Genomic DNA, 26,092 nt, shown 5'->3' with positions numbered 1-26,092 from the left:
GCAAGCACAAGCTGTTCACGCGAGCTGTCTTCCGGCTCCCGCGATCGCTCAACCAGCGTCATGTGAATGAATGATGGAGTGCGCCGCGTTCCATCCTACGATCAGACAAAGTACATCGCGAAGGCGTTCGATCTTGCCTCATTCTGAATGAATTCTGGACCGAGGAAGCATCTCATGGCCGCAAAAACGGCTACCGGCGTGCTAGGGACAGGAGCCCTTGTTCGTGCGGCGGCCGGCGTCTCTGCCCTCGCACTGACCGGCCAGCTCGCGCTTGTCGCGGCCATTCCTATCCTCACCCGCCTCTATTCGCCGGAAGATTTTGGAATTTTCACGATTTATCTCTCAATCGTAAACATCCTCGGCGCGATAGCCGGGCTCCGCTTCAGCACGTCTCTGTACGTCGTTGAGGACAGGCCCCATGCGCTGGTCGCGGTTAAGCTCACGCTCCTCGCGATCTGTGTTACGACCTGCGTTGTGCTTACCGCGGGATACCTTTTGTCCGACCTGCTGCCAAAGCGGTTGCAACATCTTGCCTACCTCGTACCGATCGGGATGGCCGCGGTCGGCGTTGCCGACACAATGAACTGCTGGTGCTTGCGATTCAATCATATTGGTGACTTCGGCATGGGCCGCCTAATTCTGCCTGCGACCATGGCACTGCTCCAGGTGGGCTTCGGCCTCGCTCATTTCGGAGGCGATGCGATGGTCGGTGCTCATATCCTGAGTCAGGCTGTACTGGTCGCGTTTCTCAGCGCCCGGCTCCTGAGGTGGGAGGACATCCGCCGTATTGCGCAAGCCTCATGGGGATCCGTCGCAGCGACGGCGCGGCGAGAGTACAAGTTTCCTCTGTTTGAGCTGCCCTCGGCCTTCGCGGGATTTGCGATCATCAATCTCCCCGCAATCTTTATCGGATCGCTATTTGGCACTGCATTTGCGGGGCATTTCGGCGTCGCCGTCCGTCTCGTGGCCGGTCCGGTCACCCTCGTCGCCTTACCGCTCAGCAACGTCTTCGTCGCCGAGGCCAGCAAAGGCTTTGATCGTCGGCATCTGCTCGGCACCGCATGCGGCCTGTTGGTCGTTGCGGCCGGCCTGATCGCCTTGCCGGTACTTGGCCTTGGATTGATCTCCCCCCACGTTGTCGGTCCGCTACTGGGGCCATCTTGGATGCCTGCGGGCCAGATCATGGCTGCGCTGGCGCTCATGTGCGCCGCGCAGGCCTTGTCGACCCCCATCCAAGAAGTTCCGACTCTTTTTCGTCGTCAGGAGCTGCGGCTGCTGGTCGACCTGGTGCGGGCCCTACTTGTATTTGCTCCACTACTCATCGGTGCTCACCTCGGCCACGACCCGTTGCAGGTGATTTACATGATGGCTGCCGGAGGAGCTACCGGCTACGCCTTGGGAATTGCCGTGGCGCTGTTTCTCTTGAACGGTCCAGACGGCGAGTGGAAGTCGCGGGCGCCGACGGACCAAACTGAGCCAGAACGCTGAGCGAGCAGGCTCCATGCTTCGCGACGGGTTGAGGAGACGGACATGGATGCACTCGCTTTGACCAGATCCAAAGCAAGGCAACCAATTTCTCTCAGCGCGACCATATGCTTCATGCAAATGAATGATGAGCGGATTTTCCACGTCTTCATACTGGATCTTTGACGGTTAACCGGCTGCACTTAAATGAAACTACAGCCATTGCGCGATATGGGTTCTGACCCGGTGTTTCCGCCTCCTCGGATAACCGAGACGGCGCTACCTGTGCTTTTCCTGCTGCCCGGCTCCCTTGGTTACGGAGCCAGCCTTGCATCTCTAACCGCCTCGTTGCGCGAAATTGCACATGTCGTTCCCATCCGCTACCCGGATCTCGACTTGATGTTGCTGGGTCAAGACAGGGTTTGCGATATGGCCGTTGCTGCGCTGGAGCAGATCAATCGCGTCCAGCCGCAGGGCCACATAAGGCTTCTCGGTCATTCGCTAGGTGGGGCGGTCGCCTTCGAGGTCGCGACGCGACTGTTTGCCTCGGGACGGTCGGTGAAGTTCTTCGGAATTCTCGACACCAGCCTCATGGGCGAGCGGAGTTCTGCGTGGGAGACCTTGGGCCGTACGATCCGCCGAATCCGTAACAACCGGGTCACCGCGTCTCGGATCATCTGCCGGGCCCTCGCCAAACTGACCGCCGCGATAGGCCGGGAGGCTGCCCTTGCCCGCATGATCGATCACCGCACGAAGCGGCAGTTCGACCTTACGTCTTTCCGGCTCAAGCAGGAATTGCAGGAAGTCTTGCGCGCGAGGGCCTACTTCCGCTGGTTGGCGGAGCCGAAATCAATGCTGCCGATTTCTGCTGTTTTGTTTCGATGCAAGCGGAAGAAGATGCCGCAAACTCTCGGGTGGGACCGCGCGTTTGCCAAGGTCGACGTTGTCCCAAGCGCAGGCACCCACACTGACCTCGTCATGCAACCTTATCTGGCTGTGAACCTGCACCTCGTTCAGAAAGCGCTGTCGCAAACCTATTCACCAGGCGAATTTTCCCGAGAGACAAGTGGATTGTTCACGTGACCGAGCAAGCGGCTCAAGGCCGGATCGAACGAGCGTTCAGTCACGACGCGCTGATCCTGAACGCACCAGTGGAAGTCGCGCGCATTGTCGCCTTCTTGCGCGACCGGGTTCTTGGCGTGCTCGGCCGACGTGGGGCCATTGTCGGACTTTCCGGCGGCATCGACAGCTCCGTGGTGGCAGCACTATGTGCGCGCGCATTTGGTAGCACGAAGGTTCTCGGCCTGCTCATGCCCGAGCGGGATTCGTCCGCCGATTCACTGAGGCTCGGCCAGGCGGTCGCCGCTCAGCTGCGCCTCACAACGATAGTCGAAGAGATCACGCCGGCTCTGGAAGCATTGGGCGCATACCGCCGGCAGCGAGAGGCGATCCAAACCGTCGTACCCGGGTACGGACCCGACTGGAAATGCAAGCTAATACTTGGCTCGGTTCTGGAGCGCGAAGGCATCAATATCACCCGTTTAACCGTACAGGACCCGAACGGCAAAACCTCTACCGTACGTCTTCCGCCGGAGGTCTACCTCCAGATAGTCGCTGCAACCAACTACAAGCAACGTGTTCGCAAGATGACTGAGTACTATCACGCCGATCGTCTAAAGTACGCCGTGATAGGTACGCCAAACCGGCTCGAGCATGATCAGGGCTTCTTCGTGAAGCAGGGTGATGGTGACGCCGATGTCATGCCGATTGCGCATCTTTACAAGACCCAGGTCTACCAACTAGCCGAATACCTCGGCATCGACGAGGAAATCAGACAGCGTCCCCCGACGTCCGACACGTTCTCAATGCCTCAGGACCAGGAAGAGTTCTATTTCGCTGCCCCCTATCGACTGGTCGACGCTTGCATGTACGCGATCGGCCACGGCATCTCCGCCGACAACGTGGCCGAGGCCGTCGGTTTAGCCGCAACGCAGGTGCAAAAGGTATTCAAGGACATCACTTCCAAGCGTCGAGCGACGCGCTACCTTCACACGCGGCCTTTGCTTGTCGATGCCGCGATTGAGGACTAAGCAGCATGTGCGGCATCGCTGGCATCGTGACGCTGAGCGCAAACGCTCCGAGTCCTTCGCGGAACGCACTTTTACGGATGATCGGGGCGCTCGCGCATCGTGGTCCCGACGAGCGGGGCCTCTACCGGGACCAACGCGCTGGTCTCGCGCACACGCGGCTCTCGATCATCGACATAGCGAGCGGACAACAACCTCTTACCGATCTCAGCGGGTCCGCCTGGATTGTGTTCAATGGCGAGATCTTCAACTATGTCGAATTGCGCGAAGAGCTGATCTCGCTCGGCCATCGCTTTCGCACCCGCAGTGACACGGAGGTTGTCATTCAGGCCTATCGCACCTGGGGCGAGGCGGCGTTCGAAAGGATGAACGGGCAATGGGCCCTTGCGATATGGGACGCCCGCGCTCACCGCCTCGTCCTGTCCCGTGACCGGACCGGAATCTGCCCGCTTTTTATCTGCAATCATCGAGGTCGGCTTTACTTCGCCAGTGAGATCAAGGCCATTTTTGCAGCAGATTCGGCAATTCCTCGGGCGTTCGATCCGGCAGGCATCGCCCAGACCTTTACCTTCTGGAGTGTCGCACCGCCACAAAGCGTGTTTCACGGGATCACGGAGCTTGAACCGGGACACGTCCGCACTTATGAGCGCGGCGAGGTTCGAGACCGCGCCTTCTGGACCCCGCGCTATCCCATCCGATCGGATGAGCCGTTTATTTCCTCGGTCGCTTGCAGCGACGATGTGATCGATGCTGTGCGTAGTGCCCTGGAATCGGCTACTGCGCTTCGAATGGTGCGGTCCGACGTGCCGGTGGGAAGCTATCTCTCGGGCGGGCTCGACAGTTCGCTCGTTGCGGCACTTGGGAGCCAACTCGCAGGCGGGCGCTTCCAGACGTTTTCCGTACGCTTCGCCGACACCGAGTATGACGAGACATCCTATCAGCGCCTGATGGCGCGGGCGATCGCGAGCGAGCACCACGAGCTCATGGTCTCGCGCCAGGACATCGCCGAAGCATTTCCCAGGGTCATCTATCACACCGAGCGTCCCATCCTGAGGACCGCTCCCGTACCGCTGTTCCTGCTTTCAAAGCTCGTGCGCAAGTGCGGCATCAAGGTTGTCCTGACCGGCGAAGGGGCCGATGAAATGTTCGCCGGCTACGATCTGTTCCGCGAGGGCAAAATTCGCCGCTTTTGGGGCCGCCAGCCGGCCTCGACGCGGCGAGCCGCCCTCCTGAAGCGGCTCTACCCCTACATCTCGCGATCCCCAGTCCATATGCAGGCCGTCGCGCTCAAGTTCTTCGGACACGGCATTTCCGCGACGGATGTGCCAGGTTTTGCTCATCACCCGCGTTGGCGCAGTACAAGCGCGATCAAACGCCTGTTCTCCGAAGACATGCGTGTTGCGTCTTCGCGCGCGGACCCGGTAACCGAATTGCTAGACCGTTTGCCGCCGGCTTTTTCCCGCTGGACGCCGCTCGCGCAGGATCAGTACCTCGAGACAAAAACGCTTCTTGCCGGATATTTGCTCTCGTCCCAGGGAGACAGGATGCTGACGGCACACTCGGTCGAGGGACGCTTTCCATTCCTTGACAACGATGTCGTCGAGCTTGCGAACTCGCTTCCCGACGCCGCCAAACTTCGCATCCTGGACGAGAAGCACGTCCTTAAACGTGTGGCGCGGTCGCAAGTCCCCCCCGAGATCATCGCGCGCCAGAAGCAGCCGTACCGGGCTCCCAATGCGCTTTGCTTCGTCGGCGGGGGTGGACCTGCTTATGTCGACGAAGCGCTCTCGAATGCGAGCATTCGCGCTGCCAACATCTTCGATCCGGCGGCGGTCGAACGGCTGCGCACGAAGTGCCAGGCGCATGCGCAAGGCGGCGACGGCGACTTGTCCAATTTCGACAACATGGCGCTCGTCGGCGTGTTATCCACCCAGCTCCTGTTCCAGCAGTTCGTAGCAACACGCCCAGAGGAAGGACCCCGCCTCGAGCTCCGAGTGGACGTCGATCACCAGCATGTATCGGGAGCTTACGCCTGATGCACGGTTCTGTGCCCCTCCTGCACGATTATCTGATCCGCTCGGCGCGCTGCAAAGGCACGAAGGTCGCAGTGGTATGCGAGGGTCACCGCGTCACCTACGACCAGCTCGAGGCGTGGTCGAACGCGGTTGCACACCACCTGGTCGAAGCCGGTGTCGAGCGCGGCGACCGTGTGATGATCTTTGCCGACAACACCGTCGAGGCCGTCGTCAGCTTCTGGGCCGCGCTTAAGGCAAATGGGGTCGTGTGCCTCATCAATCCTCTCACGAAACCAGAGAAGCTCAGCTATCTCCTTAATGACTGTCAGCCGGCTGCGCTTATCACGCAAGCGCGCCTCTACGCCACGTTCCGCGAACCGGCACGATCATGCCTGTCCCTGCGCCGCGTGATCATCGCCGGCGCCATTGACGATGCCGACCTGAAGGCACTGCCACATGCCGTGCCATGGAGCACAGCCGCTGCGACCGAACACACGGCAGCGCCTGCGCGCGGCTGCATTGATATCGATCTGGCCGCCATCGTCTACACCTCGGGCTCGACCGGCGAGCCCAAAGGGGTGATGCTGACGCACAGGAACATGATGACGGCGTGTACGTCGGTTGCGTCATATCTTGCTGTCCGCGATGACGACGTCATCCTCAACGCTTTGCCGCTCGCGTTCGACTACGGCCTGTATCAGATGATCATGTCAGTGCGCGCCGGAGCGCGCCTTGTTCTCGAGCGCTCGTTTGCCTTTCCAGCTGCGGTGCTTCAGCGTATCGCGAACGAGAGGGTAACGGGCTTTCCTGGCGTGCCCACGATGTTCTCGACTTTGCTGCAGCTCGATTCGCTGAAGAGTTACGATCTTTCCAGCATCCGCTATGTGACCAGCACCGGCGCCGCACTACCGGTCCAGCACCTTCTCCAGCTGAGAAACGCGTTCGCCGGCGCACGCATTTACTCCATGTACGGCCTTACCGAGTGCAAGCGCTGCAGCTATCTCCCGCCGGAGGATCTCGATCGGAAACCGTCGAGCGTAGGGATCGCTATCCCGAACACCGAAATGTGGATCGTCGACGAGCGCGGTCGACGCGTCGGCCCCGGTGTTGCTGGACAGCTCGTTATTCGCGGCGCGACGGTCATGAAGGGCTACTGGCGCAAACCGGAAGCTACTGCGAAAAAGCTCAAGCCTGGACCGGTTCCCGGTGAGCAGGTGCTGTACACCGGCGACTATTGTCAGATGGACGCGGAAGGATATCTCTACTTCATCAGCCGGAGCGACGAGGTCATCAAGTCACGCGGCGAGAAGGTCGCGCCCAAGGAGGTGGAGAGCGCGTTGCTGGACATTCCGGGCGTACTCGAAGCGGCGGTCATTGGCGTTCCCGACGAACTGCTCGGCCACGCGGTAAAGGCATTCGTGGTGCTCGATCAGGGACAGTCCATTGATGAGCAGAAGATCCAACGCGAGTGTCAAAAGCGCCTCGAGAGTTGGATGGTCCCCAAGCATATCGTTATCGTGCCGGAGCTGGCGCGAACGGAGACGGGCAAGATCAACAAGAGAGAGCTCATTACCGGATAATACGTGGGCCAGACCGATCGACTCACCGCGTTTAACAGGGAGCACGAATGAATGACGCTCATCTTGGCACTGGACCGATGCAAGGAGCAAATCCGCTCTTTCCTGGCATCGAACTTCTATATTAGCGATACCGCAAAGCTGAACGATGATGATTCCCTGCTCGACCAGGGAATCATTGATTCGACCGGAGTGCTCGAGGTCGTCGGGTTTATCGAGGCGAACTTCGGGATCGCCGTCGACGACAGCGAAATCCTGCCGGAGAATCTTGATTCCATTCAGGGCATGGCACATTACATCGTTCGCAAGATGAGCTCGACCGCCGATGCCTGATATGTTGGGCCCGGCAAACACAGAGCCGGGCTCTCCAATGGACCGATAGAGGCTTGCGCCCGGGCTTCAATCGGAATCCTGGAGCAGCCCTTTCCGCTGTCGCGAACGGCTTGCCCTGCACGACTCCCGTAATCCAACCAGTCTGCGCAGCGTCTTCCAAAAGGGGTACGCCCGAGTTGCGCGACCCCGTGCACAATCGGCTGATATTTCTCCCGCGACCAGGCAGATTGCACGGTTCTCATGCAAACGCACGAAGACGCAGGCGCGTTTCGCTCCTAGCTTTTGCCGACGACGCGCAACTCGATTTCTTAGCGAATTATTTTTTGAGTAACTGAGTAACAGGGAGGTTCAGATGAAAGCTGTGGTTCAGTGCGGCGGCAAAGGAACTCGACTTCGTCCGCATACGTCCATTCTGCCGAAACCCCTCATGCCAATCGGCGCGCGTCCGGTACTTGAACTCGTTCTCAAATGGCTGAGGCGAAATGGGATCAGGGATGTTTTCGTCACCACCGGATATCTGGGCCACCTCATTCGCAGCGTCTGCGGTGACGGCAGCCAGTGGAATATGCGGATTACCTACACCCAGGAGCTCGAGCCCCTCGGCACGATCGGTCCATTGTCGTTGCTGCGAGAGCAGCTCAACGAACCGTTCCTGGTCCTCAACGGCGACGTTTTGACGGACCTCAACCTGAACCAGCTCATCCACAATCACCGAAACAGCGATGCCAGCGTTACCATCGCCACTTCCGTCCGCAGCACGAAGATGGACTTCGGCGTGATCGATGAAGCGAATGGACGAGTGACCGGCTTTCGCGAGAAGCCGGAGTTAACGAACCTCGTTAGCATGGGAATCTATTGCATGAATCCCACCGTCTTCGAGCGTATCCCGTCGGGTGTCCCGTTCGGATTCGACGACCTGATGTTCCAAATGCTCGAGGAGGACGTCCGCGTCAACGTCTTCAAGCACACCAGCTTGTGGCTCGACATTGGGCGGGTCGAGGACTTCCTCAAAGCCCAGGACATTGCGTGGGACGAGCAGTCGTCCGCATTCGCAATTGCCGCCGCCTGACGCAACGTCGTCCTTCGCATATGAACCGGAAGAGGAACACATGCTGCTGGTATCAGAACCGGTCCTGGGGGTTGAAGAAAAGGAAGCTCTTGCTGCCGTGATCGACAGCGGCTGGATCACAATGGGAGACCGAGTGCGGGAGTTCGAGCAAACGTTCGCACGCATGCATGGTGCCGATGAATCGATTGCCGTGGGCTCGTGCACGGCCGCACTCCACCTCATCCTACTTGGGCTCGGGATCGGTCCCGGCGATGAGGTCCTCGTTCCGTCTCTCACGTTCGTTGCCACCGCAAACGCCGTGCTCTACGTCGGAGCCCGACCAGTGTTCGTCGATATCGAGTCCGGGGCAGTTCCCTTGATGTCCGCGGCCGACGCGAAGCGAAAGTGCACTTCGCGAACGAAAGCCGTAATCGTCATGCATTTTGGGGGCTATCTCGCGGAACGCGAGGAGTGGCAGGCTTTCGCTCGCAGCAAGGGGCTGCTCCTGATCGAGGACGCCGCGCATGCGCCCGGCATCAAAGGGGTCGGCACGTTTGGCGACGCAGCCGCGTTTTCCTTCTACGGCAACAAGAACATGACGACTGCCGAAGGCGGTGCAATCATAACACGCCATCGGATTCTTAGCGATATGATCAAGCGCGCCAGGTCGCATGGCATGACCAGCAACACGCGCCAGCGTCTCGTCAGCCGCAGCCCCGAATACGACGTGACGCTTCTCGGATTCAATTACCGCATGGACGAGTTGCGCGCCGCGATCGGCGTCGTGCAGCTGCGAAAATTGCCGGGCTGGAACGATACCAGGCGGCAGCTGTCGCTGCGCTATCGCCGGCGCCTCGCCGAACGCTGCCCGTCGGTGTTGGTGCCCTTCAGTGCGTCGTGGGTCTCGGCCCATCATCTGCTGCCAGTGGTCCTCCCCACGGCAAGCGCTCGGCAGCCCCTGATCGAGCATCTCAGCAAGCGCGGCGTTCAGACGACCATTCACTATCCCCCGGTGCATCGATTGACGTTCTACCAGACTCTGTACTCGGGGATCAGCCTGCCTAACACAGAGGATTTCTGCGGACGCGAGCTCACCTTGCCGCTGCATCCCGCAATGACCCCAGCCGATGTCGATCAGGTAGCGGACAGCCTCGCGGAGGGACTTCGGGCAAGTTATCCGGCGGAGGTCGTACAAGCATGAGCGAGATGGTGAATCCGGGATGCGCGCGGGCAACAGCTCCGGCCGTGCGGCTGCGGCGCCTGGTCGATGTACTCTGTGCCGGGTCGGCAATGATCTTCTTGCTGCCCGTGCTGCTAATCATCGCGCTCGCAATCTGGATCGAAGGTGGCCGGCCAATACTATACTCGCAACTTCGTCTGGGACTGAACGGATCGGCGTTCCGCATGTACAAGTTCAGGAAATTCGGAGCCGATTGCGACGATCGCGGAAGTCCACTCACGATGGTGAATGATGGTCGCATGACCAGGATCGGCCGCATCCTTGCTGGCTTCAAGCTGGATGAGCTGCCGCAGCTCTGGAACATCCTGCGCGGCGACATGTCATTCGTCGGCCCAAGACCCGAAACGCTCGTATTTGCCGACTGTTTCCGAAATGGATTCGAAAAGCTGCTCGAATACAAGCCAGGCCTCATCGGACCATGCCAAGTTCTGTTCCGACATGAAAACACACTGTTCCCTCAGGACGGCAATGTGGCGGATTTCTATCGGGAGGTTTTGTTTCCTGCTAAGGCGAAAATCGACCTGGCATATTTCTCGAACCGAACCGTCGCATCGGATCTCTACTGGGTCGCTCATGCCGGCTGGATCGTCGTAGGGGAGCCGCTGCTCAGTCGCATGCGAAGGCGGCGACCAAGCAGCCAAAGCGGCATAGAGCTAGGGGGCGATTCAATCGCCGCGAAGATTTTTCAAAAGTAAATGGGTGCTCAAATGGCAACGAAAGAGCGAACTGTGCTGCTGGTAGGTGGTGCTGGTTACGTCGGCTCGGTGATCACGGGCCATCTCTTGAGGGCGGGTTGGCGCGTTCGTTGCCTGGATCAGCTCATCTACAAAAACGAGAGCTGTGCCTGGCCTTATCTGAGCGATCCGCATTACGAGTTTATACACGGCGACATTCGTGATCCGCGTTTCGTCAATCAAGCTTTGAAGGGCGTGGACGACGTTGTTATTCTGGCAGGCCTCGTCGGCGATCCGATCACGAGCAAGTATCCCGACGAAAGCCACGCCATCAATCGGAATGGCGTCGGATCCTTCATCGACGCCGCCCGACATCACCCCATCGAGCGGCTGATCTTTGTGTCCACCTGCTCCAACTATGGGCTTGTGGAAGAAGACAAGGCCGTCGATGAGAACTACCCGCTGTCCCCACTTTCCCTTTACGCCAAACACAAGGTGGAGATGGAGCAGAAGATCCTCGCTCTCAAAGGACAGGTCGGATTCCATCCAACGGTTCTTCGCTTTGCGACGGCTTTTGGCCTTTCCTCGAGAATGCGCTTCGATCTCACGGTGAACGAGTTTGTGCGCGAGCTCCACTTGGGAAATGAACTGCTCGTTTTTGATCCTAAGACCTGGCGTCCTTATTGCCATGTTCGTGATTTTGCCCGCGCTATCGAGGAAGTGCTTCGCGCGTCCACCAACAAGGTCGCTTTCGAAGTCTTCAACGTGGGATGCGATGAGAACAACTTCACCAAGTTGATGGTCGTTGAGGAGATCCTGAAGCACATTCCGCGATCGAAGGTGACTTATCAGGAGCGCGGCACCGATCCCCGCAATTACAGGGTAAATTTCGACAAGATCCACCGGGTGTTGAACTTCACCCCTCAAATCAGCGTTCAGCGGGGGATCAGCGAAATCCTCGCAGCGTTGAGGCAGGGCCTGTTCGATCGCGTCGAAGAGCAGAGACATTTCTTCGGAAACTACGAGGTCTTTCTTCCAGCCGCCCCCATTCCAGATTTGAAGATGGCCGTCTGAGAAGCACCGCGATCAGCATCGCCGATCGCGGATCGGGAGGTCTCGATTGCGTTGGGAGTTTGCCGATGAAGAGCAAGAAGCAAGGCGAGGCCTCTGCCGTCCTCCCGATGGGTTCCTGGGCGGCGATTCTGTTTCTCGCGACAGGTGGGCTATCCCTCGCGGCTCCATACAAGCTCGCACCGGGCGACACCATCGAAATTTCGATCGGCGGGCTCGCCGATCTACGCAACCGCACGCAGATCCAGATTGACGGAACCATTCCCCTTCCCGGAGGGGGAACGGTAGAAGTTGCAGGCCTGACTCCAGCGCAGATGCAGAGCCGCGTCGAGACACTGCTGCAAGCAAGGATCCTGCGCCAACGCCTGACCGACGGACGCGATCAGGCATTCGTGGTCAAGCCCGGCGACGTCATGGCAAGCGTCACGGAATACCGGCCGGTTTATGTTTCCGGCGATGTGCTCACGCCTGGGCAGCAGGCTTATCGGGCTTCGATGACCGTGCGCCAGGCCGTGGCAGTTGCCGGCGGTTTCAGCCTATTGCGATCGCGCGGCATGCAACCCGGCGCCACCGATCCCGCGGATCTTGTACGAGATTACCAGTCTCTCGCCACGGAATACACCAAGGAGTATTTCCATATCGTCCGAACCAGCGCGGAGCTTGATGGCCGCGACACGTTTGACGCTACGCCTCCCAGCGACATTTCGCTACCCGCGGGCGTGATCGGTTCCGTCGTTCAGGCTGAGAGGGACTCTCTCAAGACCTCGCAAAGCGACTACCGCACCGAAAAACGCTTTCTGGAGGATGCGGTCAAGCAAACGGACGCGCAATTCGCTACGCTCAAAAAGCAACAGGAAGGTGAAGAGAAGGGCGTGCAGGCCGACGAGGAGGAACTCGAGCGGGTCATGAAGGCGTTCGGATCCGGACTGCTGGCAAGCCCTCGTGTTAGCGAGAGCCGACGCGCCCTGCTGCTATCCTCGACCCGGCGTCTGCAGACGAGCGTCGAACTGATGCGGCTCCAGCGTCAGCGCGAGGACTTCCTGCGGCAAGCGGAACGCGTTACCAGCCAGCGCACGATCAATCTGCTCAGGGAGCAGAAAGACTCGAACGTTCGATTGGCGGACCTGCGCGTGAGAATGCAGGCACTTAGTCAGAAACTGCAGCCTATCGGTGGCACCGGCGCCATCCCCGTCAATTCAGGTGAGCTCAACCCCGACGTGGTCGTGGTGCGGCGGCTTGGTCAGCAGTGGGACAGATTAACCACATCCGTTGACTTCGACGTAGAGCCCGGTGACGTGATCGAAGTCACGTTACGCCCGGCGGCGGCTGGACTCTCGAACTGACCGCGAAAGGGGTACTCCCTCAAGGGGTAGCCTTCACGCGTTTCCTTACTTGATCAAGGTCACGCCGGTAGGCGCAGGACCGACTTTCGGTCGATCCCTGCCACCGGGAGTACTCCCCATTCAATGTTTACACGCTCGGGAGAAGGTTGGAATCTGCTTGGCAAGTTGGCTCCAATTGGAAATTGCGGCTGGGGAATAACATGTTGAACTTAAGCCAAGCATTGCCAAACGTTGCTTTGCAGCGTCACTCCACTGAATCGTCATTCAATATTTCAAACTCGGTTCCGACCGTTCATTCTGAAGCCAATAGCCACAAGCACGATGGCTTGCGCGGCGTGCTCGCGCGCATCGGCTGCGGACAGGTGCTTCTCAGATGCGGCCGGGTCGTCGAACTCAGCCCGGCCGGCCGCGCAATATTGGAACGCGAATCGCGCGCCAATGCGAGCCACGAAACGCTCTATGGTGCCGTTAAGGAGCTCGTTAGCCGCGCAGGCGCGCAGTTCCCGGCCGGCTCGACATCCTGGCTGGCGACATCTACCAAGGAGGGGTTCACCGCTCTGATCAACCAAGTCGCGAACGCATGGTCGGACGAGACGATCGCGTTGATCCTGCTGGATCTCGACGCCCATCCGGAGCCTTCGCCGCGAACACTACAGCGGCTGTTTGGATTCACCGCGGCAGAAACTCAGCTTGCTATCGAGCTGGCGCGAGGCAACAACCTGATCGACATTGCTCGTGCGCGACGATTAAGTCGAACGACAGTGCGCTCCCAGTTAGCTTCACTGTTTGTCAAAACACAGACACGCCGGCAGGCGGACCTGATCGCGTTGCTGGGACGCCTCGCTATCTTGCCCTAGATGGGCACGGTGTACCGTGTCGTCTTTTGGTCTCGAATAGAGTTTCTGGAGCTATTCGCGGCCCGATCGAAAGGCATGCTTGCTGCGCTGTCCCTTCCCATACGAGTTCTGCTCGAACATGTGCGCGGCCCCTTCCCAGCGCTGTCATTCGAATGAATGAAGACAGCTCTCGAACACCTCCTAAGCTATTCCTTTCCGGCTCTTCGCCGGGAAGCGGCTGCAGACTAAGAGCTTGTTGAGCTTGCGCAAAAGGCCAAGAGGACGCAACATGACGCTGCACTTGCTCTGCGTAGGAGGCGAGGATCACGCGCTGCGAATCCCGTTCCTGCTGGCGCTGCAGAACCGCGGCTTGCGAGTGAGTGCGGCGGGCACCGGTGAAGTCTCTGCGTTCGCAAAGAATGGCATTCAGTATCATCAATATCGGTTCGACAGATTTGGCATGGGCTTTTCTGATAAAGCCGCCATGGGTCAACTGACGCAGCTTGTGAAGCGCGCTCGTCCCGACGTGATCCAGACGTTTGATACCAAGCCAAACCTGTTTGCACCGTTAGCACTTCGCGGCTCCGTACCCGTTGTACGCACCATCAACGGAATGGGATGGGTATTCTCCTCGACAGAACTGAAAGCCCTGGCGTTTCGCCCCGTGTATCTGGCCATGCAACGCCTGGCTGCGCGCTGGACCGCAGCCACGGTATTCCAGAACAAGGCCGATAAAACCTTCTTCCACCGACGCCATCTTCTTGGAAAGAGCTTGTCAGTCGTTATTGGAAGCTCGGGGATCGATGTCGGCGCGTTCGAGACGGCGCAAGCGCAAGTGGCCTCGCCTGCCGAGCTACGGGCCGAACTCGGGCTGGACGATGATGAGATCGTCCTCACAGTAAGCCGATTGACCGTACAAAAGGGCATTGCCACGCTCCTTGAAGCAGCGAGGATCGTTCATCAGGTACGTCCGAAGGCACGCTTCCTGCTCGTCGGCCCGCGCGAAAGCGAAGGTCCGTTCGCTGTAGACCAGGCGCTGATCGAACGCCACGCGCCATATGTGATTGCGACCGGTGCCAGGTCGGACATTCCCGCGCTTCTGAGCATCGCCGACATCTTTGCCTTTCCAACCGAATACCGCGAAGGCATTCCGCGTGTTCTACTTGAGGCCGGATTGGCCGGCGTGCCGATTGTCGCCTCCCGCATGCCGGGGTGCGATGATGTGGTCGTCGAGGACTGGAACGGCCACCTTGTACCGCCACGCGACCCACGCGCGCTCGCGGCCGCAATTCTTGACCTCCTTCAGGATTCCGCTCGTGCAAGGACGATGGGGCAGCGCTCAATTGCGGCGGTGCGTCAGGAGTTTGACCTAAACGTCGTGGCTGATCGCTATGCGGAGCTTTACAGCCAGCTGCATTCCCACAGCCATTCGAGCGATGGGCGGGCGGCATACAGCATCAGGGCAATACAATGATCAGGAGTGCCCTTCTCGCGCTTGGCCTCGTACTTGGCACGGCTTCGCAGCTGCGCCTTCCCGGGGTCCCATTAGGGGTCGGTGAGGCCTGCCTCGTCGTCTGGCTCGGTTTGGCATCAATGCATCTGTTGGCTTGCTCAAAAATTTACAACCCCCAGGCGCTGCTCTGGCTTCTTGCATTCTGGGTCTGTTTCATCTTCATCCAGAGTTTCGGGGGGGTCCTGGCATTGCTGCGCCCGGAGATCGTCGACCCCGAGCTCGTTGTGCACGACATCTTCGCATATCTCCTCGTGGCGGCCCTCACCTGCCTCGCCGCTGCGACTCTGAAACCGGAAAGTACTCTGCGCCAATCGCTTTGGTTTCTGCTTGGATTCTGGATCATCGCCATGGCCGTGCAGCTTGCATTGGGCTGGGGCTACTTCGCCATAGCCTCGGTCAACCCATGGTATTGGGATCGATTTCGCGGATGGTCGGAGAATCCAAACCAGCTTGCAATCTACTGTGCTGTTTTGACACCACTGTCGCTTCATATGGCCCTGACGGCCAAGCGGTTTGGTCGTCTCGTCGCCGTGTTGAGCTGCATCGCAACGTTCGTTGTCGGCCGGCTGACCAAGAGCGACACCTTCCTTATTTCGATGTCGCTCTCGATTCTCTTGTTCGTTGCGTTGCGCCTGCGAAGCTGGCTGATGTCACCTGAGCACCGATTGAGTCTGCGTTTTGCAGCTGCAACAATCGTCGTTGTGGCCATAATTCCCCTTTCGCTGTCGCTGCTTCCCTATGGCGCAGCAACGGCCAATGACGTCGAGGGGCTAGCTGCCGGCATGATGAAGGATCGTGGCGGTGAGGCAACGAAGGCAACCGCTAGTCTGCGGCTCAGCCTTTGGCAGGACGCGTTGCATGTCGGACTGGAGTCCGGCTCGCTTGGCCTTGGACCCGGGCCGCATTTAGAGAAACCAACCGGCGTCACAGACAAGGGTGTACCACTTCCGCTGGAAGCTCACAGCACCCTCCTCGACGTGTTCACCCAAAGCGGGCTGCTTGGCGTGATCGCCATTTCCAGTCTGTTCGCGGGCACGCTTGCGCTCCTGCTTCGCGCGCGGCTTGACGCCCTGGCCGTCCTGATCCTTGCGCTCGCCATTTTCAGCATCAGCCATTTCATTCTGCGGCATCCGTCCGTGTGGTTTGCCGTTGCCCTTTGCCTCATCCTAGGCTCCGATCGGCGATCATCGGTGCATGCGCGCGTTGGAAGTTGAGCCATGTGTGGAATTACCGGGATACTTCAGACGCAGCATGCCTCTCGAAGCACCGACTTGGCGGCGATCGGGCCAATGACGGCTCGCCTGCACCACCGCGGTCCCGATGCGGACGGATTCTGGATTGATCGGGAGGCCGGAGTTGCGTTCGGACATCGCAGGCTCTCCGTCATCGATCTTTCTGATGCCGGCCGACAGCCAATGCTTTCGAGCGAGGGCCGCTTCGTCGTTACATTCAACGGCGAGATCTACAACTATAAGCTATTGCGGCAAGAACTCGAGCGCGAAGGCAAGCGCTTCGCCGGCAACAGCGACACGGAGGTGTTACTGGACCTGATCGATAGATGGGGGCTGGAGAAGGCCCTTCAGCGCAGCAATGGCATGTTTGCGATCGGCCTGTGGGATCGCCGGAACCGGACACTGCATCTGGCCCGCGATCGAATGGGAAAAAAGCCGCTCTACGTCGCGCGGACACCGGGTGCGGTCGTGTTCGCGTCGGAGCTGAAGGCAATCGCTGAGTTCCCTGACTTTCATCGAGAGGTCGACCCACGCGCCGTCGCGGAGTTTCTTGCTCGCGGATGGTTGCCGGAGGACCAGTGTATATGGCGCGGCGTCTTCAAGCTGGCTCCCGGTGGCATCCTGTCCCTGCGTGCCGAGGACCTATCAGTGTGCCGGGACGCCGCAACGCTGCGCGGGCGCACGCGCTCCTGGTGGTCGTTGGCCGATGTCGCGCGCGCGGGTCGCGCGGCGCTAGCCCCCGCGGACGACCAACAGCTCGTCTCCCACGCTTGCGGCCTGCTTGAGGCCTCGGTCGCCGACCGAATGGTTGCGGACGTGCCGGTCGGATTGTTCCTGTCGGGCGGAATAGACAGTTCGACCATCGCGGCCCTGATGCAGGCCCAATCGAGCCGGCCGGTGCGGACGTACACCATCGGATTTGGTGAGCGCGCCTTTGATGAGACGGCCAACGCCGCGGCCGTGGCGCGGCATCTCGGCACCAGCCACACCGAGCTACGTCTCACCTCCGCAGAAGCCAGAGAGGTCATTCCCGAACTCCCAACCATCTGGGACGAGCCGTTCGCCGATGAATCGCAGATTCCGACGTTGCTTCTATCTCGGCTCGCACGGCGGGAAGTTACCGTCGCGCTGTCGGGTGACGGTGGTGACGAGTGCTTCGCCGGTTATTCCAGGCACGTACTGTCCGCCCGTTTGGCGCCTCTGCTGAACTCCAGGCGATCATTGCGGACGATGGCCGCAACCGGCGTGGCGCTGCTCGGGCGCGGCATGCGCGAAAGCGTCGTGGACGCGCTCGGCCTCCCAGGATGGTTGCAGCGGTTGACCCACGGCGACCGGATCAACCGCCTGGCAGACCTCATTGGTAGCAATGACGTCCGCGAGATGTATCGTCGATCGACGCGGCTCTCGGAACTGCAGTTAGCGCGGGCGCAAGCGGGCGCCGGTTGCGATTCGATCTCCCCGCTCAACGATCTTCTGTCGGATTTTATCGTCCGCGATATGCTTGGATATCTTCCGAGCGATATTCTCGTGAAACTCGATCGCGCCAGCATGGCGGCGAGTCTGGAAGCTCGCTGCCCGCTTCTCGACCATCGCGTTGTCGAGTTCAGCTGGACGCTGCCGAACTCCGCGAAGGTGCGTCATGGTCAGGGGAAATGGCTCCTGCGCCAAGTCCTTGGCCGCCACCTGCCCCGTCACCTCTTCGAGCGACCCAAACAGGGCTTTGACGTACCCATCGGCAGCTGGCTCAAGGGGCCTCTTCGTTCATGGGCGTCAGACCTCATTTCCGCGTCGCGTCTTCGCAACCAGCATCTCCTGGACGCCGACCGCGTGCAGGACTGCTGGCTCCAACATCTTCGCGGCAGCCGCGATTTCTCACGGCCGCTATGGGCTGTCCTAATGCTGCAGTCTTGGCTCGACACATCAATTGCCTCCGGGACCTCCCAAGCAACGCACGTCATGGAACCGGCGCAGTAGAGGAGCACGCGATGGACGCGTTTGCGGGTAAACGGATTCTGCCGGTCACTGTTCTATCGCAGGCACGGTCGAGGGCGGATGAGCCTCCTCCCAATGACGCGGTCGTGGTATTCAAGCATGTCTTCGAGAGCATCAGGCAGTACAAGCGCTTTATCATTGGAATGATCGGCGTAGGCGCGCTGCTCGCCGCGACGGGCAGTCTTTTGATGTCCCCCTCCTATCTCGCGACGGCTCAGCTTGTGGTTAGCGCCCGGGGCGCAGGAGGAACCGACAGTGTCGGCCAACCCGGCAATTTATCGGCACCGACTGGCGGTTCGGACGATCCGACTATCGACACGCACGTGACGGTTATGTCGTCCGATGCCTATCTGCGGCGGCTCCTACCGGCGTTGAGGGTGCTCGACAGCTCGGCGCACGGGAAAGCGAACGATACGCTGTTCCGCTCCGCATGGTCGAAGATGAAGGGATTTCTCTCTTTCCGGAAAGACCAACCGAGCGATGGCGCGGCAGTGGCGGCATTGAAAGGGCGTGTGAGGGTCAGTCAGGAGCGCCGGTCCAGAGTTATCAGCGTAATTGCCAGCGATCCCAATCCGCAACGGGCAGCGGACGTTGCAAACCTGGTTGCCCGATCGTACGCTGACGAGCTAGCGCGGCAGAAGCGGACTGTGGAGCTCCAGGTTCTGGACGCCATCGCAGCACAATCTGCCAACGTTCAGCGCGACCTGTCGATGGCAAAGGCAGAATGGGAAGCCAGTCACTCGGGTCAGGCCTCGTCATCGCAAAGCGCTGCACTAGAGTGGAGAATCACCACCTTGGCGCAGCAGTATGAGACGCTGATACGTAAACGGCAGGACCTCACTACCAAGGGGGTCGTCGCTGAGCCAGACGTAACCGTAATTGCGGATGCTTCTCCACCGGACCTCCCCGGTTCCTTGAATCCGTTCCTCCTCGTCCCTCCGATCACCATTGTCTTCGCTCTCCTGGCGTGTCTCCTCGCCGTTGTCCTCAAACGTCTCGATCGAAGTCTGCACACCGAGGCCGAAGCTGCTGAGGCATTGGGGATTCCCTGTGTCGGGTTGATACGCTCAATCCCGCTGGAGTTGAGCACATCGCCGCGGCGTTTCGTAGAGGAATGGGCTATCCCGCACAACAGGGCCGTTCGCTCGACCGTAGTATCTCTCATGGCGGGGGATCCAAACTCGGCACGACCGCACCATGTTGTCCTCGTGACATCCAGCTTGCGCGGTGAAGGCAAGAGCGCGATCGCGTGGAGTTTCGGCTTTTGCGCCGCGCAGCTTGGACAACGCGTCCTTTTCCTGGATTTCGCCCCACTGCCCCGGCGCGCCGGCGGCGAGGCTGCAGATCTCTTCCGGCTTCTGACGCACGACGGAGCGCCGGCCAAGGCCGTGCAGCACATTTCGGAACTCGGAATCGACTACATATTGTCAAGATTGTCCGAGGGCAGCCGCCTGGGGCCATTAACGGGCCCGAACGTGGCTACGTTGTTCGATCATTTCAGAAACACCTACGATCTGGTCGTCATCAACGCTCCCTCGCTGGATGATGCACCGGAGGTCAGACTCCTCGCCTCCTGGGCGGATCATGTCCTGCTTGCCGTCCGCGCCGGAAGTACGAGCCGAGATATCGTCCGGAGCACGTTGAGTCGGTTCGGTCGGACATCGGATCTGGATACCGGTCTCAAGCTCTGGTGCGTTCTGACGCAGGGAATGCCGGGGGAGCTCGCGCCATCGGAAATGGAGCAGCCATCAATGTCGATCTTCAGACTCTACTGCCGTCGGCTCAAACACGCGGTGGCACGATGGTTAAACGTTGCAGTGGCCATTACTGCTCCCGACAACGACGAACCAGGTTGGAGACCGCGGAAATGACCGCGGGGCGGCTCGGGTGAATGTTGATCACTCGCCTTTTTGATTTGGCAAGAAGCTAATCGGTCAGGCGGTGGCCAGGTGTGCGAACCATCTCCTGGATCAGATGCCGCGTCGTGCTGGCGGTTCACAATCGGAAATGCAACCGCATCCTTCATTTGAAGTATGCATGCCCCGGCCGGAATAACATACGTTGGGGCAGGAAAATGACGGGTACGGTGATGCAGCTTCAGATAATTAGCGCTACACATCCGTCCGATCGCTCATGCGACGCTCTCGACGCGCCTCTGCATTCGACCGTTCAGCAACTTCCCGCGACCCTGCGCTGGCTCAGCCCTTTGGAAGTGCCGCTCGATCTGCACGGACCGATTGATGTATCATTCGATCCCTTGGGAGCCGACTTCGCGGGCGTCTCCGCGATCGAGCACTTGATTGCGATAACGAAGAAGTTTGCCAACAAGGTCGCAGTCAGCGACGGCAAGCACTGCTTCACTTACTCACAGCTGCTGTCCCGGATCTTGACCTTGGCCCACGCGATCGAGGCTTTGGTCCCGGAGGGAGAGGCCGTCGGATGGCTGTTGCGCGGCTCGGCCTGGCAACCGATCGCCATGCTGGCGTGCATGGCGGCCGGGCGAATCCTCGTCCCACTCAATCCCCGCGATCCAGTTGATCGGCTCATGTCCATCGCCACGGCCGCGCGGATTTCCGTGCTGATCGGGCAGGACGACAGCGACTCTTACGTGTGGACCAAGCAGCACGGCCTGCTCTGGCTGGACGTTGCGAGCGCCAGCAAACCTTCAGCAGCGACCTCGAAGATCGCGCATGTTTCAGTCGATGCACCTGCCGTAGTCCTCTATACCTCGGGCAGCACCGGAGCGCCAAAGGGTGTCGTCAACAGCCAGCGCAACCTGCTCCAGCGCGTCCAGCAATATGTGGACGCATGTCACATAGGCGCGGCTGACGTCTTCATGCCTCTGAGCGGCCCGACCACCATTGCCGGTTGCCGGGAGATGTTGTCGGCCGTGTTGACAGGTGCAAGACTGCACATTGTGGACGTCGAGGCGCTCGGGTTGCGCGGCGCTCTTCGCCAGATCACCACGCAACGGGTGACGATTACATACGTAGTGCCGGCGCTGCTGCGTGCATTGATCAACGCCAGCCGGCAAGGCGATCTCGATACACTTCGCATGATTCGCATCGGCGGAGAGAAGGTCCTGTGGACCGATATAGCGCTCGTTCGAAGAGCAGTGCAGCCTGAATGCTTCATCCAGGTCAGCTATCTTTCCACGGAAACAACCGGCAGCCAGTGGTTTCTTCCCAAGGAATGGCGGGAGGACGGCGTCGGCGTTCCAGTTGGCTATCTACTTCCCGGCATATCGTATGCCGTGGTCGACGAAAGTGGGAAGTCCGTCGCGTGCGGTGAAGTCGGCGAACTGGTCGTCAAGAGCAGGTACGTGATGCTCGGATATTGGCAGGACGGACAGCTTTCGCCGGCACTGCCCGCCCCGGAAGACCCGAAGTCTCGCATCTACCAGACCGGCGACCTGGTCGTTGTGGATACGCATGGACTGATGCGGATCGTGGGGCGGAAAGGACGCCAGCTCAAAGTCAATGGTCAGCGTGTCGAGCCGGCCGAGCTCGAGAGTGCGCTGCGCACACTCGCCTACGTAAAGGACGCCGTCGCCATCGTGACGGATGCGAACGAACTGGTGCTGTTTGCATCGCCGTCCAACCCGCTAAGACCGCATTTCCAGACTGATGTTCGCAATATGATCCGGCGAACTCTTCCCTCGGCGTTACATCCGACCAGGCTGCACGAGATATCGGAGATTCCGCGCCTACCGGGAGGAAAGATCGATCACGCCCAGTTGAAACTGCTCGACTTGGACAGCAAGAAGTCCTTGCCCGTGCCTATGCCGGCGGCGCAAGGAATGGCCGCGGCCAACAAAGTCGTCCAACAGGTGTGGAGCAGCATCCTCGGCACGCCGGAAGCTGTCGGACGTTGGGACGAGTCTGGCGGCGATTCCCTAAAGCTGCTTCGCTGCGTAATGGATCTCGAAGACCTGATCGACCGCGAACTTAATATGGAAGCGTTCACCGTCGATATGAGTGCTGAAGACATGGTCCAGGCTGTCGCCATGGCACCTCGGCTGGTGCGGCAGCAAGTAGACGGCCACGTCCTCCCAAGTCTCATAATACTGCCGGGCTCAATGGGGTATGGCCCGAGCATGGCAGCCTTTGGCGCTCAGCTCAGCAAGGTGGCGCGGGTGATCCCGATTCGCTATCCAGACCTGAGCTCGAGCCTCGCAGGACATGGTTCGGTCCAGGAGATGGCCGCGCTGGCAATCGAACAGATCAACGCGGCTCAACCGCGCGGCGATATCCGAATGATCGGCTATTCACTTGGCGGCGGTGTCGCCTTCGAAGTCGCAAGGCTATTGATCCAACAAGGCCGTGCAGTCAAATTCCTGGGCATCCTCGATACCAACGTTGGTATCCGCAGAGCAAATCACCGCGAAGCCTTGTCTCGCACGCTACAGCGGATTCGATCCCATCGCGTCACGATCTACCGCATGCTTTGTCGGTCCATAGCGAAGTTCGCCGCTCGCCTGGGCCAAGAGGTTCAATTCTGCAGCCTCGTCGAAACCATGACATGGAATCGTCTAGCAAACACGCGCTTCATGCTCAGGCTCGAGCTCGAGGAACTCCTCCGGATGCGTGCGTTCGGGCGCTGGGTTGCGGATACCAAACCTCGGCTGCCCATCAAGGGAACTGTCTTCGCCTGCCATCGGCCAGGCGTCACGCCGCACCTCGGATGGGACTTTCTCTTTGAAGAACTCGACGTGATTCCGATTGCCGGTGGTCATCTTGATCTGGTCATCGAGCCGCACCTCTCGATCAATCGACCCGTCATCGAGCGTGCGATCGCGGCGTCCTGCTCGTGATCCACAAATGACGCGCTTTTTGAGGTGCCGGTCCTGGCAGCCGCAGGGCGATCTCGATAACTCCTGCCGGTCGCGGCTCAGACCAAGTTCGAAGGCGCCGTTGCACTCGCAAGAGCGTGGAGTACAACCGTCACGGCCGAAGATAGCTCCAGCCCTGTTCCTGAAGCTCCATCAGGCGGACAACGCCGGATTTGGTGATCTTCGCTTGCGAGATGAGAGGAATATCTCGGCCTTCGGTCTTCGTCATGTTCTCGCGCGTATTCCCACAGGCCGAGAACGTAAGCTCGGGCGTGGCTTCGCTCATCGCCTTGATCCGCGCTTTTACGGGAGACGTATCATCCCGCAGCATGTGCAGTCCCGGCCCGTAGGTAACCAATTCTATTTCCACTTTTTGACCCAGCTCGCCGTAGTGCTGAACGATGTTGCTGACGTTGTTGAGAGCGAGATTCATGACAGCCGGATCGTTGACGTCGACATGGATGGCAAGCCGATGCGGACCCTGCGTCCGCGACGTTGCATTGGTCATCTTGGCATTTGCATTCCTGGCCAAGGCGCCCGGATGATTCCTTGTGGAGACCGTGGATTGCGCAGAACCGTGGGTTTCGATGCCGCTGACGAGCAGCAGTGCGACAGACGCCACGCCGACCAAACTGGCAAATGATCTGCTCATGCTGTGATTCCCGCGTGTGTGATGAGCGTGCAGTGACACAAGTGCACCTCTCAGGCTATTCACGCCCGCCCGTGCGGGTCAACAAAGTTCGAGTAATGGGCCGTCCCATCTACTTAATTGCCAAATCGGCGCCTGTACCCCGTTCTGACTACCACGACTGCCACATCGACATCGCGCGGATGAAAGCGGTGTCATGAACGAAATGTCATATCCCGACGTAGCATTTGGGTCGTCGCAATGGGGGTGCATAGATACGAGTTGTCGCAAGCAAGTCGTGAGGCACCGACCGCTGCGCGCTGGCCTCGGGATCGCGAACCTCCGTTCCGCGAACGTCGATCGTTCATCGCTGCCAGTCCGCGCGCTTGCGCAAGAGCCGGTACGTTCATGCTGGTTCTGGGCGCTTGTTTTTCGCCGCTTCTGACCCGAGCCGCCGACGCCACATCTCAGGACAACAGCAGTCGTGGCGCTTACTTCGCCACAAAGGCGAAGCTCGATCAGTCGGATTTTGCGCGCCAAAGAGAGCAGATCGAGGGCATCGAACGGAGGCTGATCCTGGCTCAACGTGCGGACAAGGCCCAGCCTGCCGAGCCGCGGCCGGCTGGCAAGCCACCCGCGGCCGGGTTGAAGGAGCCGATGACCGGGAATGAGCAGCAACGCCCCGCCTCCAATGTTCCTTCGCACGGAACGACCCTTTCAGTGCCCCCAGAGTCAAACGCGGCTCAAGCCGCTTCCGAGGCGGAGCGGGTCAGCCAGAGGCTCTTGCTGGATCAGGCGCGGCAACGAGGGGACAGGTTTGCGCGCGAATTGGCTGCGGCTCAAGCGGAGGTCGACGCGGCGCGGCGAACCCAGACGCATACGGTCCGCGCCATCGAGATTGGAATTCAACAGACGCAGGCGCTCGAACAGGAGCGGGAAAAGACGAGTAATCTGTCGCGTGAGATCTCCTTCCTAAGGGCGGAGCTCGAGGTCGCACGCGTCGCGGCTTCAAAAGCCATGCAGGCGTCGGAAGCCGAGCTCAAGCAGGAGCGCCCGCTCAACCCGCAGAATGGGGCCAAACGCCTTGCTCTCCAGCTCGCCTCGCTCCGCTCGGAGCTCGAGGCTGCGCGGAGCGCAGAATCCGAAGCGACGAAATCCGCTGCTGCAGAGGCTGCACAAAGGCAGGCTCTCGAGCGAGAGCTAAAGCAGGAACAGGACAAGACAGAGGCCCTGATCAGCGAGCTGGGCACGCTCCGGCTGGCGGCCTCCAAGACCGCGACGGTCAACGCTGCAGACGTCGACCGAATGCAGGCGTTGACGCGCGAGCTCGAGAAACATCGAGACAGGTCGGAGAGCGCGGCCCGTCAGTTGAACTCGGTCCAAGCCGAACTCGGTGCAGCGCAGACCGCCATCTCCGAATTGGCTGCTAACCACGCCACAAGCGACGAGCACAAACGGGCGTTGGAGCGAGAGCTCGAACAGCAGCGCGGCCGCACAGACGCTCTCGCGCGCGAGGCGGCGTCGCTGAAGAATGAGCGCGACGCGGCGCGAGCTGAAACGTCGGAGGTCGTACGAACGGCCGAGGCCGCCGCAAAGGCCGAAGCCAAGCGCGAAAAAGAGCAACCAGGCAGCGGCGAGGCGCAGCCCCCGACGTTCGCGTCCGTCCGGGATCATCTGGCTGCATGGAATGCTTCCGCCGTAGTGACGTCCCCCTCGAGCGGCGTCCCTGGCCGCGCACCGAGCCAGAGCAGTCTGGGGCCCAGCGCTTCGCCTCGGCCCTCAGCCCCGGCGCCGCCTGCTGCGCAGGTCACGACGGGCGCTGCCCTGCCCGTTCCCGCTTCGAAGCTCATTGTAGCAACAGAACGCTCCTCTGCTGCGAGCGCATTACCGCGTCCGCCTGCCGACGAGCAGAGGCTGCTCGCCCGCGCCAGTGCATTGCTGCGGCAAGCGGACATCAACGGTGCCCGCAGATTGCTGGAATACATTCTTGGATATGGCAGCGCGCAAGCCGCCTTCATGCTGGCCGAAACTTACGATCCTCACGTGCTGCAATCGTGGGACGCCCGAGGCGTCGCCAGCGACTCGGCAAAGGCACGCGACCTGTATGAGCGAGCACAGGCTGGCGGCATTCACGATGCGGAAGGACGAATCAAGGGACTCAAATAGATGCTGGAGCGAGCCTCGGCAGCCAGCCCAAGTGGAGAGACC

Annotated in this window: 19 protein-coding genes; 18 read left to right on the top strand and 1 reads right to left on the bottom strand. The window is 60.1% G+C overall.

Features of this window, described 5'->3' with window-relative positions:
* The first annotated feature begins 174 nt into the window (after positions 1 to 174).
* The 17 genes from QSV46_RS24110 (at position 175) to QSV46_RS24030 (ending at position 23,238) form a co-directional block, all read left to right on the top strand.
* Positions 175 to 1,488, top strand: coding sequence for a lipopolysaccharide biosynthesis protein (locus QSV46_RS24110; protein WP_314957558.1), 1,314 nt, complete (start codon positions 175 to 177; stop codon positions 1,486 to 1,488).
* Positions 1,489 to 1,671: 183 nt separating this feature from the next.
* On the top strand, positions 1,672 to 2,547 hold the full coding sequence (locus tag QSV46_RS24105) for a thioesterase domain-containing protein (protein ID WP_314957556.1): 876 nt from the start codon (positions 1,672 to 1,674) through the stop codon (positions 2,545 to 2,547).
* The gene (nadE, locus tag QSV46_RS24100) at positions 2,544 to 3,554 is read left to right on the top strand and encodes an NAD(+) synthase (RefSeq protein WP_314957554.1); all 1,011 of its coding nucleotides are present in this window, start codon (positions 2,544 to 2,546) and stop codon (positions 3,552 to 3,554) included. Before QSV46_RS24105 ends, nadE begins: the two co-directional genes overlap by 4 nt.
* Before the next feature lie 5 nt (positions 3,555 to 3,559).
* Entirely contained in the window at positions 3,560 to 5,587 is a 2,028-nt protein-coding gene (gene asnB, locus QSV46_RS24095; RefSeq protein WP_314957552.1) for an asparagine synthase (glutamine-hydrolyzing), read from the top strand.
* A complete protein-coding gene (locus tag QSV46_RS24090; RefSeq protein ID WP_314957550.1) occupies positions 5,587 to 7,146 on the top strand; it encodes a class I adenylate-forming enzyme family protein in 1,560 nt (519 codons plus the stop codon). Before asnB (QSV46_RS24095) ends, QSV46_RS24090 begins: the two co-directional genes overlap by 1 nt.
* 51 nt (positions 7,147 to 7,197) lie before the next feature.
* On the top strand, positions 7,198 to 7,476 hold the full coding sequence (locus tag QSV46_RS24085) for an acyl carrier protein (protein WP_314957547.1): 279 nt from the start codon (positions 7,198 to 7,200) through the stop codon (positions 7,474 to 7,476).
* A gap of 352 nt (positions 7,477 to 7,828) precedes the next feature.
* Positions 7,829 to 8,545, top strand: coding sequence for an NDP-sugar synthase (locus QSV46_RS24080; RefSeq protein ID WP_314957544.1), 717 nt, complete (start codon positions 7,829 to 7,831; stop codon positions 8,543 to 8,545).
* 40 nt (positions 8,546 to 8,585) lie between these two features.
* On the top strand, positions 8,586 to 9,725 hold the full coding sequence (locus QSV46_RS24075) for a DegT/DnrJ/EryC1/StrS aminotransferase family protein (RefSeq protein WP_314957542.1): 1,140 nt from the start codon (positions 8,586 to 8,588) through the stop codon (positions 9,723 to 9,725).
* Complete coding sequence (locus QSV46_RS24070; RefSeq protein WP_314957541.1) at positions 9,722 to 10,459, top strand: sugar transferase; 738 nt, start codon at positions 9,722 to 9,724, stop codon at positions 10,457 to 10,459. Before QSV46_RS24075 ends, QSV46_RS24070 begins: the two co-directional genes overlap by 4 nt.
* 12 nt (positions 10,460 to 10,471) lie before the next feature.
* On the top strand, positions 10,472 to 11,512 hold the full coding sequence (locus tag QSV46_RS24065) for an NAD(P)-dependent oxidoreductase (protein ID WP_314957539.1): 1,041 nt from the start codon (positions 10,472 to 10,474) through the stop codon (positions 11,510 to 11,512).
* 65 nt (positions 11,513 to 11,577) lie between these two features.
* Entirely contained in the window at positions 11,578 to 12,852 is a 1,275-nt protein-coding gene (locus QSV46_RS24060) for a polysaccharide biosynthesis/export family protein (protein WP_314957537.1), read from the top strand.
* Between the two features lie 200 nt (positions 12,853 to 13,052).
* A complete protein-coding gene (locus tag QSV46_RS24055) occupies positions 13,053 to 13,709 on the top strand; it encodes a helix-turn-helix transcriptional regulator (protein ID WP_314957534.1) in 657 nt (218 codons plus the stop codon).
* 268 nt (positions 13,710 to 13,977) lie between these two features.
* The gene (locus QSV46_RS24050; protein ID WP_314957530.1) at positions 13,978 to 15,162 is read left to right on the top strand and encodes a glycosyltransferase; all 1,185 of its coding nucleotides are present in this window, start codon (positions 13,978 to 13,980) and stop codon (positions 15,160 to 15,162) included.
* A complete protein-coding gene (locus QSV46_RS24045; protein ID WP_314957525.1) occupies positions 15,159 to 16,415 on the top strand; it encodes an O-antigen ligase family protein in 1,257 nt (418 codons plus the stop codon). Before QSV46_RS24050 ends, QSV46_RS24045 begins: the two co-directional genes overlap by 4 nt.
* 3 nt (positions 16,416 to 16,418) lie before the next feature.
* Positions 16,419 to 18,407, top strand: a complete 1,989-nt coding sequence (asnB, locus tag QSV46_RS24040; RefSeq protein WP_314957523.1) for an asparagine synthase (glutamine-hydrolyzing) — start codon at positions 16,419 to 16,421, stop codon at positions 18,405 to 18,407.
* Positions 18,408 to 18,418: 11 nt separating this feature from the next.
* Positions 18,419 to 20,296, top strand: a complete 1,878-nt coding sequence (locus QSV46_RS24035; protein WP_314957522.1) for a hypothetical protein — start codon at positions 18,419 to 18,421, stop codon at positions 20,294 to 20,296.
* 203 nt (positions 20,297 to 20,499) lie between these two features.
* Entirely contained in the window at positions 20,500 to 23,238 is a 2,739-nt protein-coding gene (locus QSV46_RS24030; protein ID WP_314957521.1) for an AMP-binding protein, read from the top strand.
* Between the two features lie 130 nt (positions 23,239 to 23,368).
* On the opposite strand, the gene QSV46_RS24025 is transcribed toward QSV46_RS24030, so the two are convergent.
* A complete protein-coding gene (locus QSV46_RS24025) occupies positions 23,369 to 23,908 on the bottom strand; it encodes a DsrE family protein (RefSeq protein ID WP_314957519.1) in 540 nt (179 codons plus the stop codon).
* Positions 23,909 to 24,292: 384 nt separating this feature from the next.
* Here QSV46_RS24025 and QSV46_RS24020 point away from each other — a divergent pair, with 384 nt between their 5' ends.
* A complete protein-coding gene (locus QSV46_RS24020; protein ID WP_314957517.1) occupies positions 24,293 to 26,050 on the top strand; it encodes a hypothetical protein in 1,758 nt (585 codons plus the stop codon).
* The last annotated feature ends 42 nt before the right edge of the window (positions 26,051 to 26,092 follow it).

The organism is Bradyrhizobium cosmicum (assembly GCF_032290525.1).
GTDB classification, from domain to species: domain Bacteria; phylum Pseudomonadota; class Alphaproteobacteria; order Rhizobiales; family Xanthobacteraceae; genus Bradyrhizobium; species Bradyrhizobium cosmicum_A.
This window is presented reverse-complemented; position numbering and strand designations above follow the sequence as displayed.

Bases quoted from the DNA above. Each gene is read 5' to 3' on its own strand.
- QSV46_RS24085 (WP_314957547.1), top strand. From the start codon at position 7,198: ATGACGCTCATCTTGGCACTGGACCGATGCAAGGAGCAAATCCGCTCT.
- QSV46_RS24090 (WP_314957550.1), top strand. From the start codon at position 5,587: ATGCACGGTTCTGTGCCCCTCCTGCACGATTATCTGATCCGCTCGGCG.
- QSV46_RS24045 (WP_314957525.1), top strand. From the start codon at position 15,159: ATGATCAGGAGTGCCCTTCTCGCGCTTGGCCTCGTACTTGGCACGGCT.
- QSV46_RS24075 (WP_314957542.1), top strand. From the start codon at position 8,586: ATGCTGCTGGTATCAGAACCGGTCCTGGGGGTTGAAGAAAAGGAAGCT.
- QSV46_RS24070 (WP_314957541.1), top strand. From the start codon at position 9,722: ATGAGCGAGATGGTGAATCCGGGATGCGCGCGGGCAACAGCTCCGGCC.
- QSV46_RS24105 (WP_314957556.1), top strand. From the start codon at position 1,672: ATGAAACTACAGCCATTGCGCGATATGGGTTCTGACCCGGTGTTTCCG.
- asnB (WP_314957552.1), top strand. From the start codon at position 3,560: ATGTGCGGCATCGCTGGCATCGTGACGCTGAGCGCAAACGCTCCGAGT.
- QSV46_RS24020 (WP_314957517.1), top strand. From the start codon at position 24,293: ATGCTGGTTCTGGGCGCTTGTTTTTCGCCGCTTCTGACCCGAGCCGCC.
- QSV46_RS24050 (WP_314957530.1), top strand. From the start codon at position 13,978: ATGACGCTGCACTTGCTCTGCGTAGGAGGCGAGGATCACGCGCTGCGA.
- QSV46_RS24055 (WP_314957534.1), top strand. From the start codon at position 13,053: ATGTTGAACTTAAGCCAAGCATTGCCAAACGTTGCTTTGCAGCGTCAC.
- QSV46_RS24030 (WP_314957521.1), top strand. From the start codon at position 20,500: ATGACGGGTACGGTGATGCAGCTTCAGATAATTAGCGCTACACATCCG.
- QSV46_RS24025 (WP_314957519.1), bottom strand. From the start codon at position 23,908: ATGAGCAGATCATTTGCCAGTTTGGTCGGCGTGGCGTCTGTCGCACTG.
- asnB (WP_314957523.1), top strand. From the start codon at position 16,419: ATGTGTGGAATTACCGGGATACTTCAGACGCAGCATGCCTCTCGAAGC.
- QSV46_RS24060 (WP_314957537.1), top strand. From the start codon at position 11,578: ATGAAGAGCAAGAAGCAAGGCGAGGCCTCTGCCGTCCTCCCGATGGGT.
- QSV46_RS24110 (WP_314957558.1), top strand. From the start codon at position 175: ATGGCCGCAAAAACGGCTACCGGCGTGCTAGGGACAGGAGCCCTTGTT.
- QSV46_RS24035 (WP_314957522.1), top strand. From the start codon at position 18,419: ATGGACGCGTTTGCGGGTAAACGGATTCTGCCGGTCACTGTTCTATCG.
- QSV46_RS24080 (WP_314957544.1), top strand. From the start codon at position 7,829: ATGAAAGCTGTGGTTCAGTGCGGCGGCAAAGGAACTCGACTTCGTCCG.
- QSV46_RS24065 (WP_314957539.1), top strand. From the start codon at position 10,472: ATGGCAACGAAAGAGCGAACTGTGCTGCTGGTAGGTGGTGCTGGTTAC.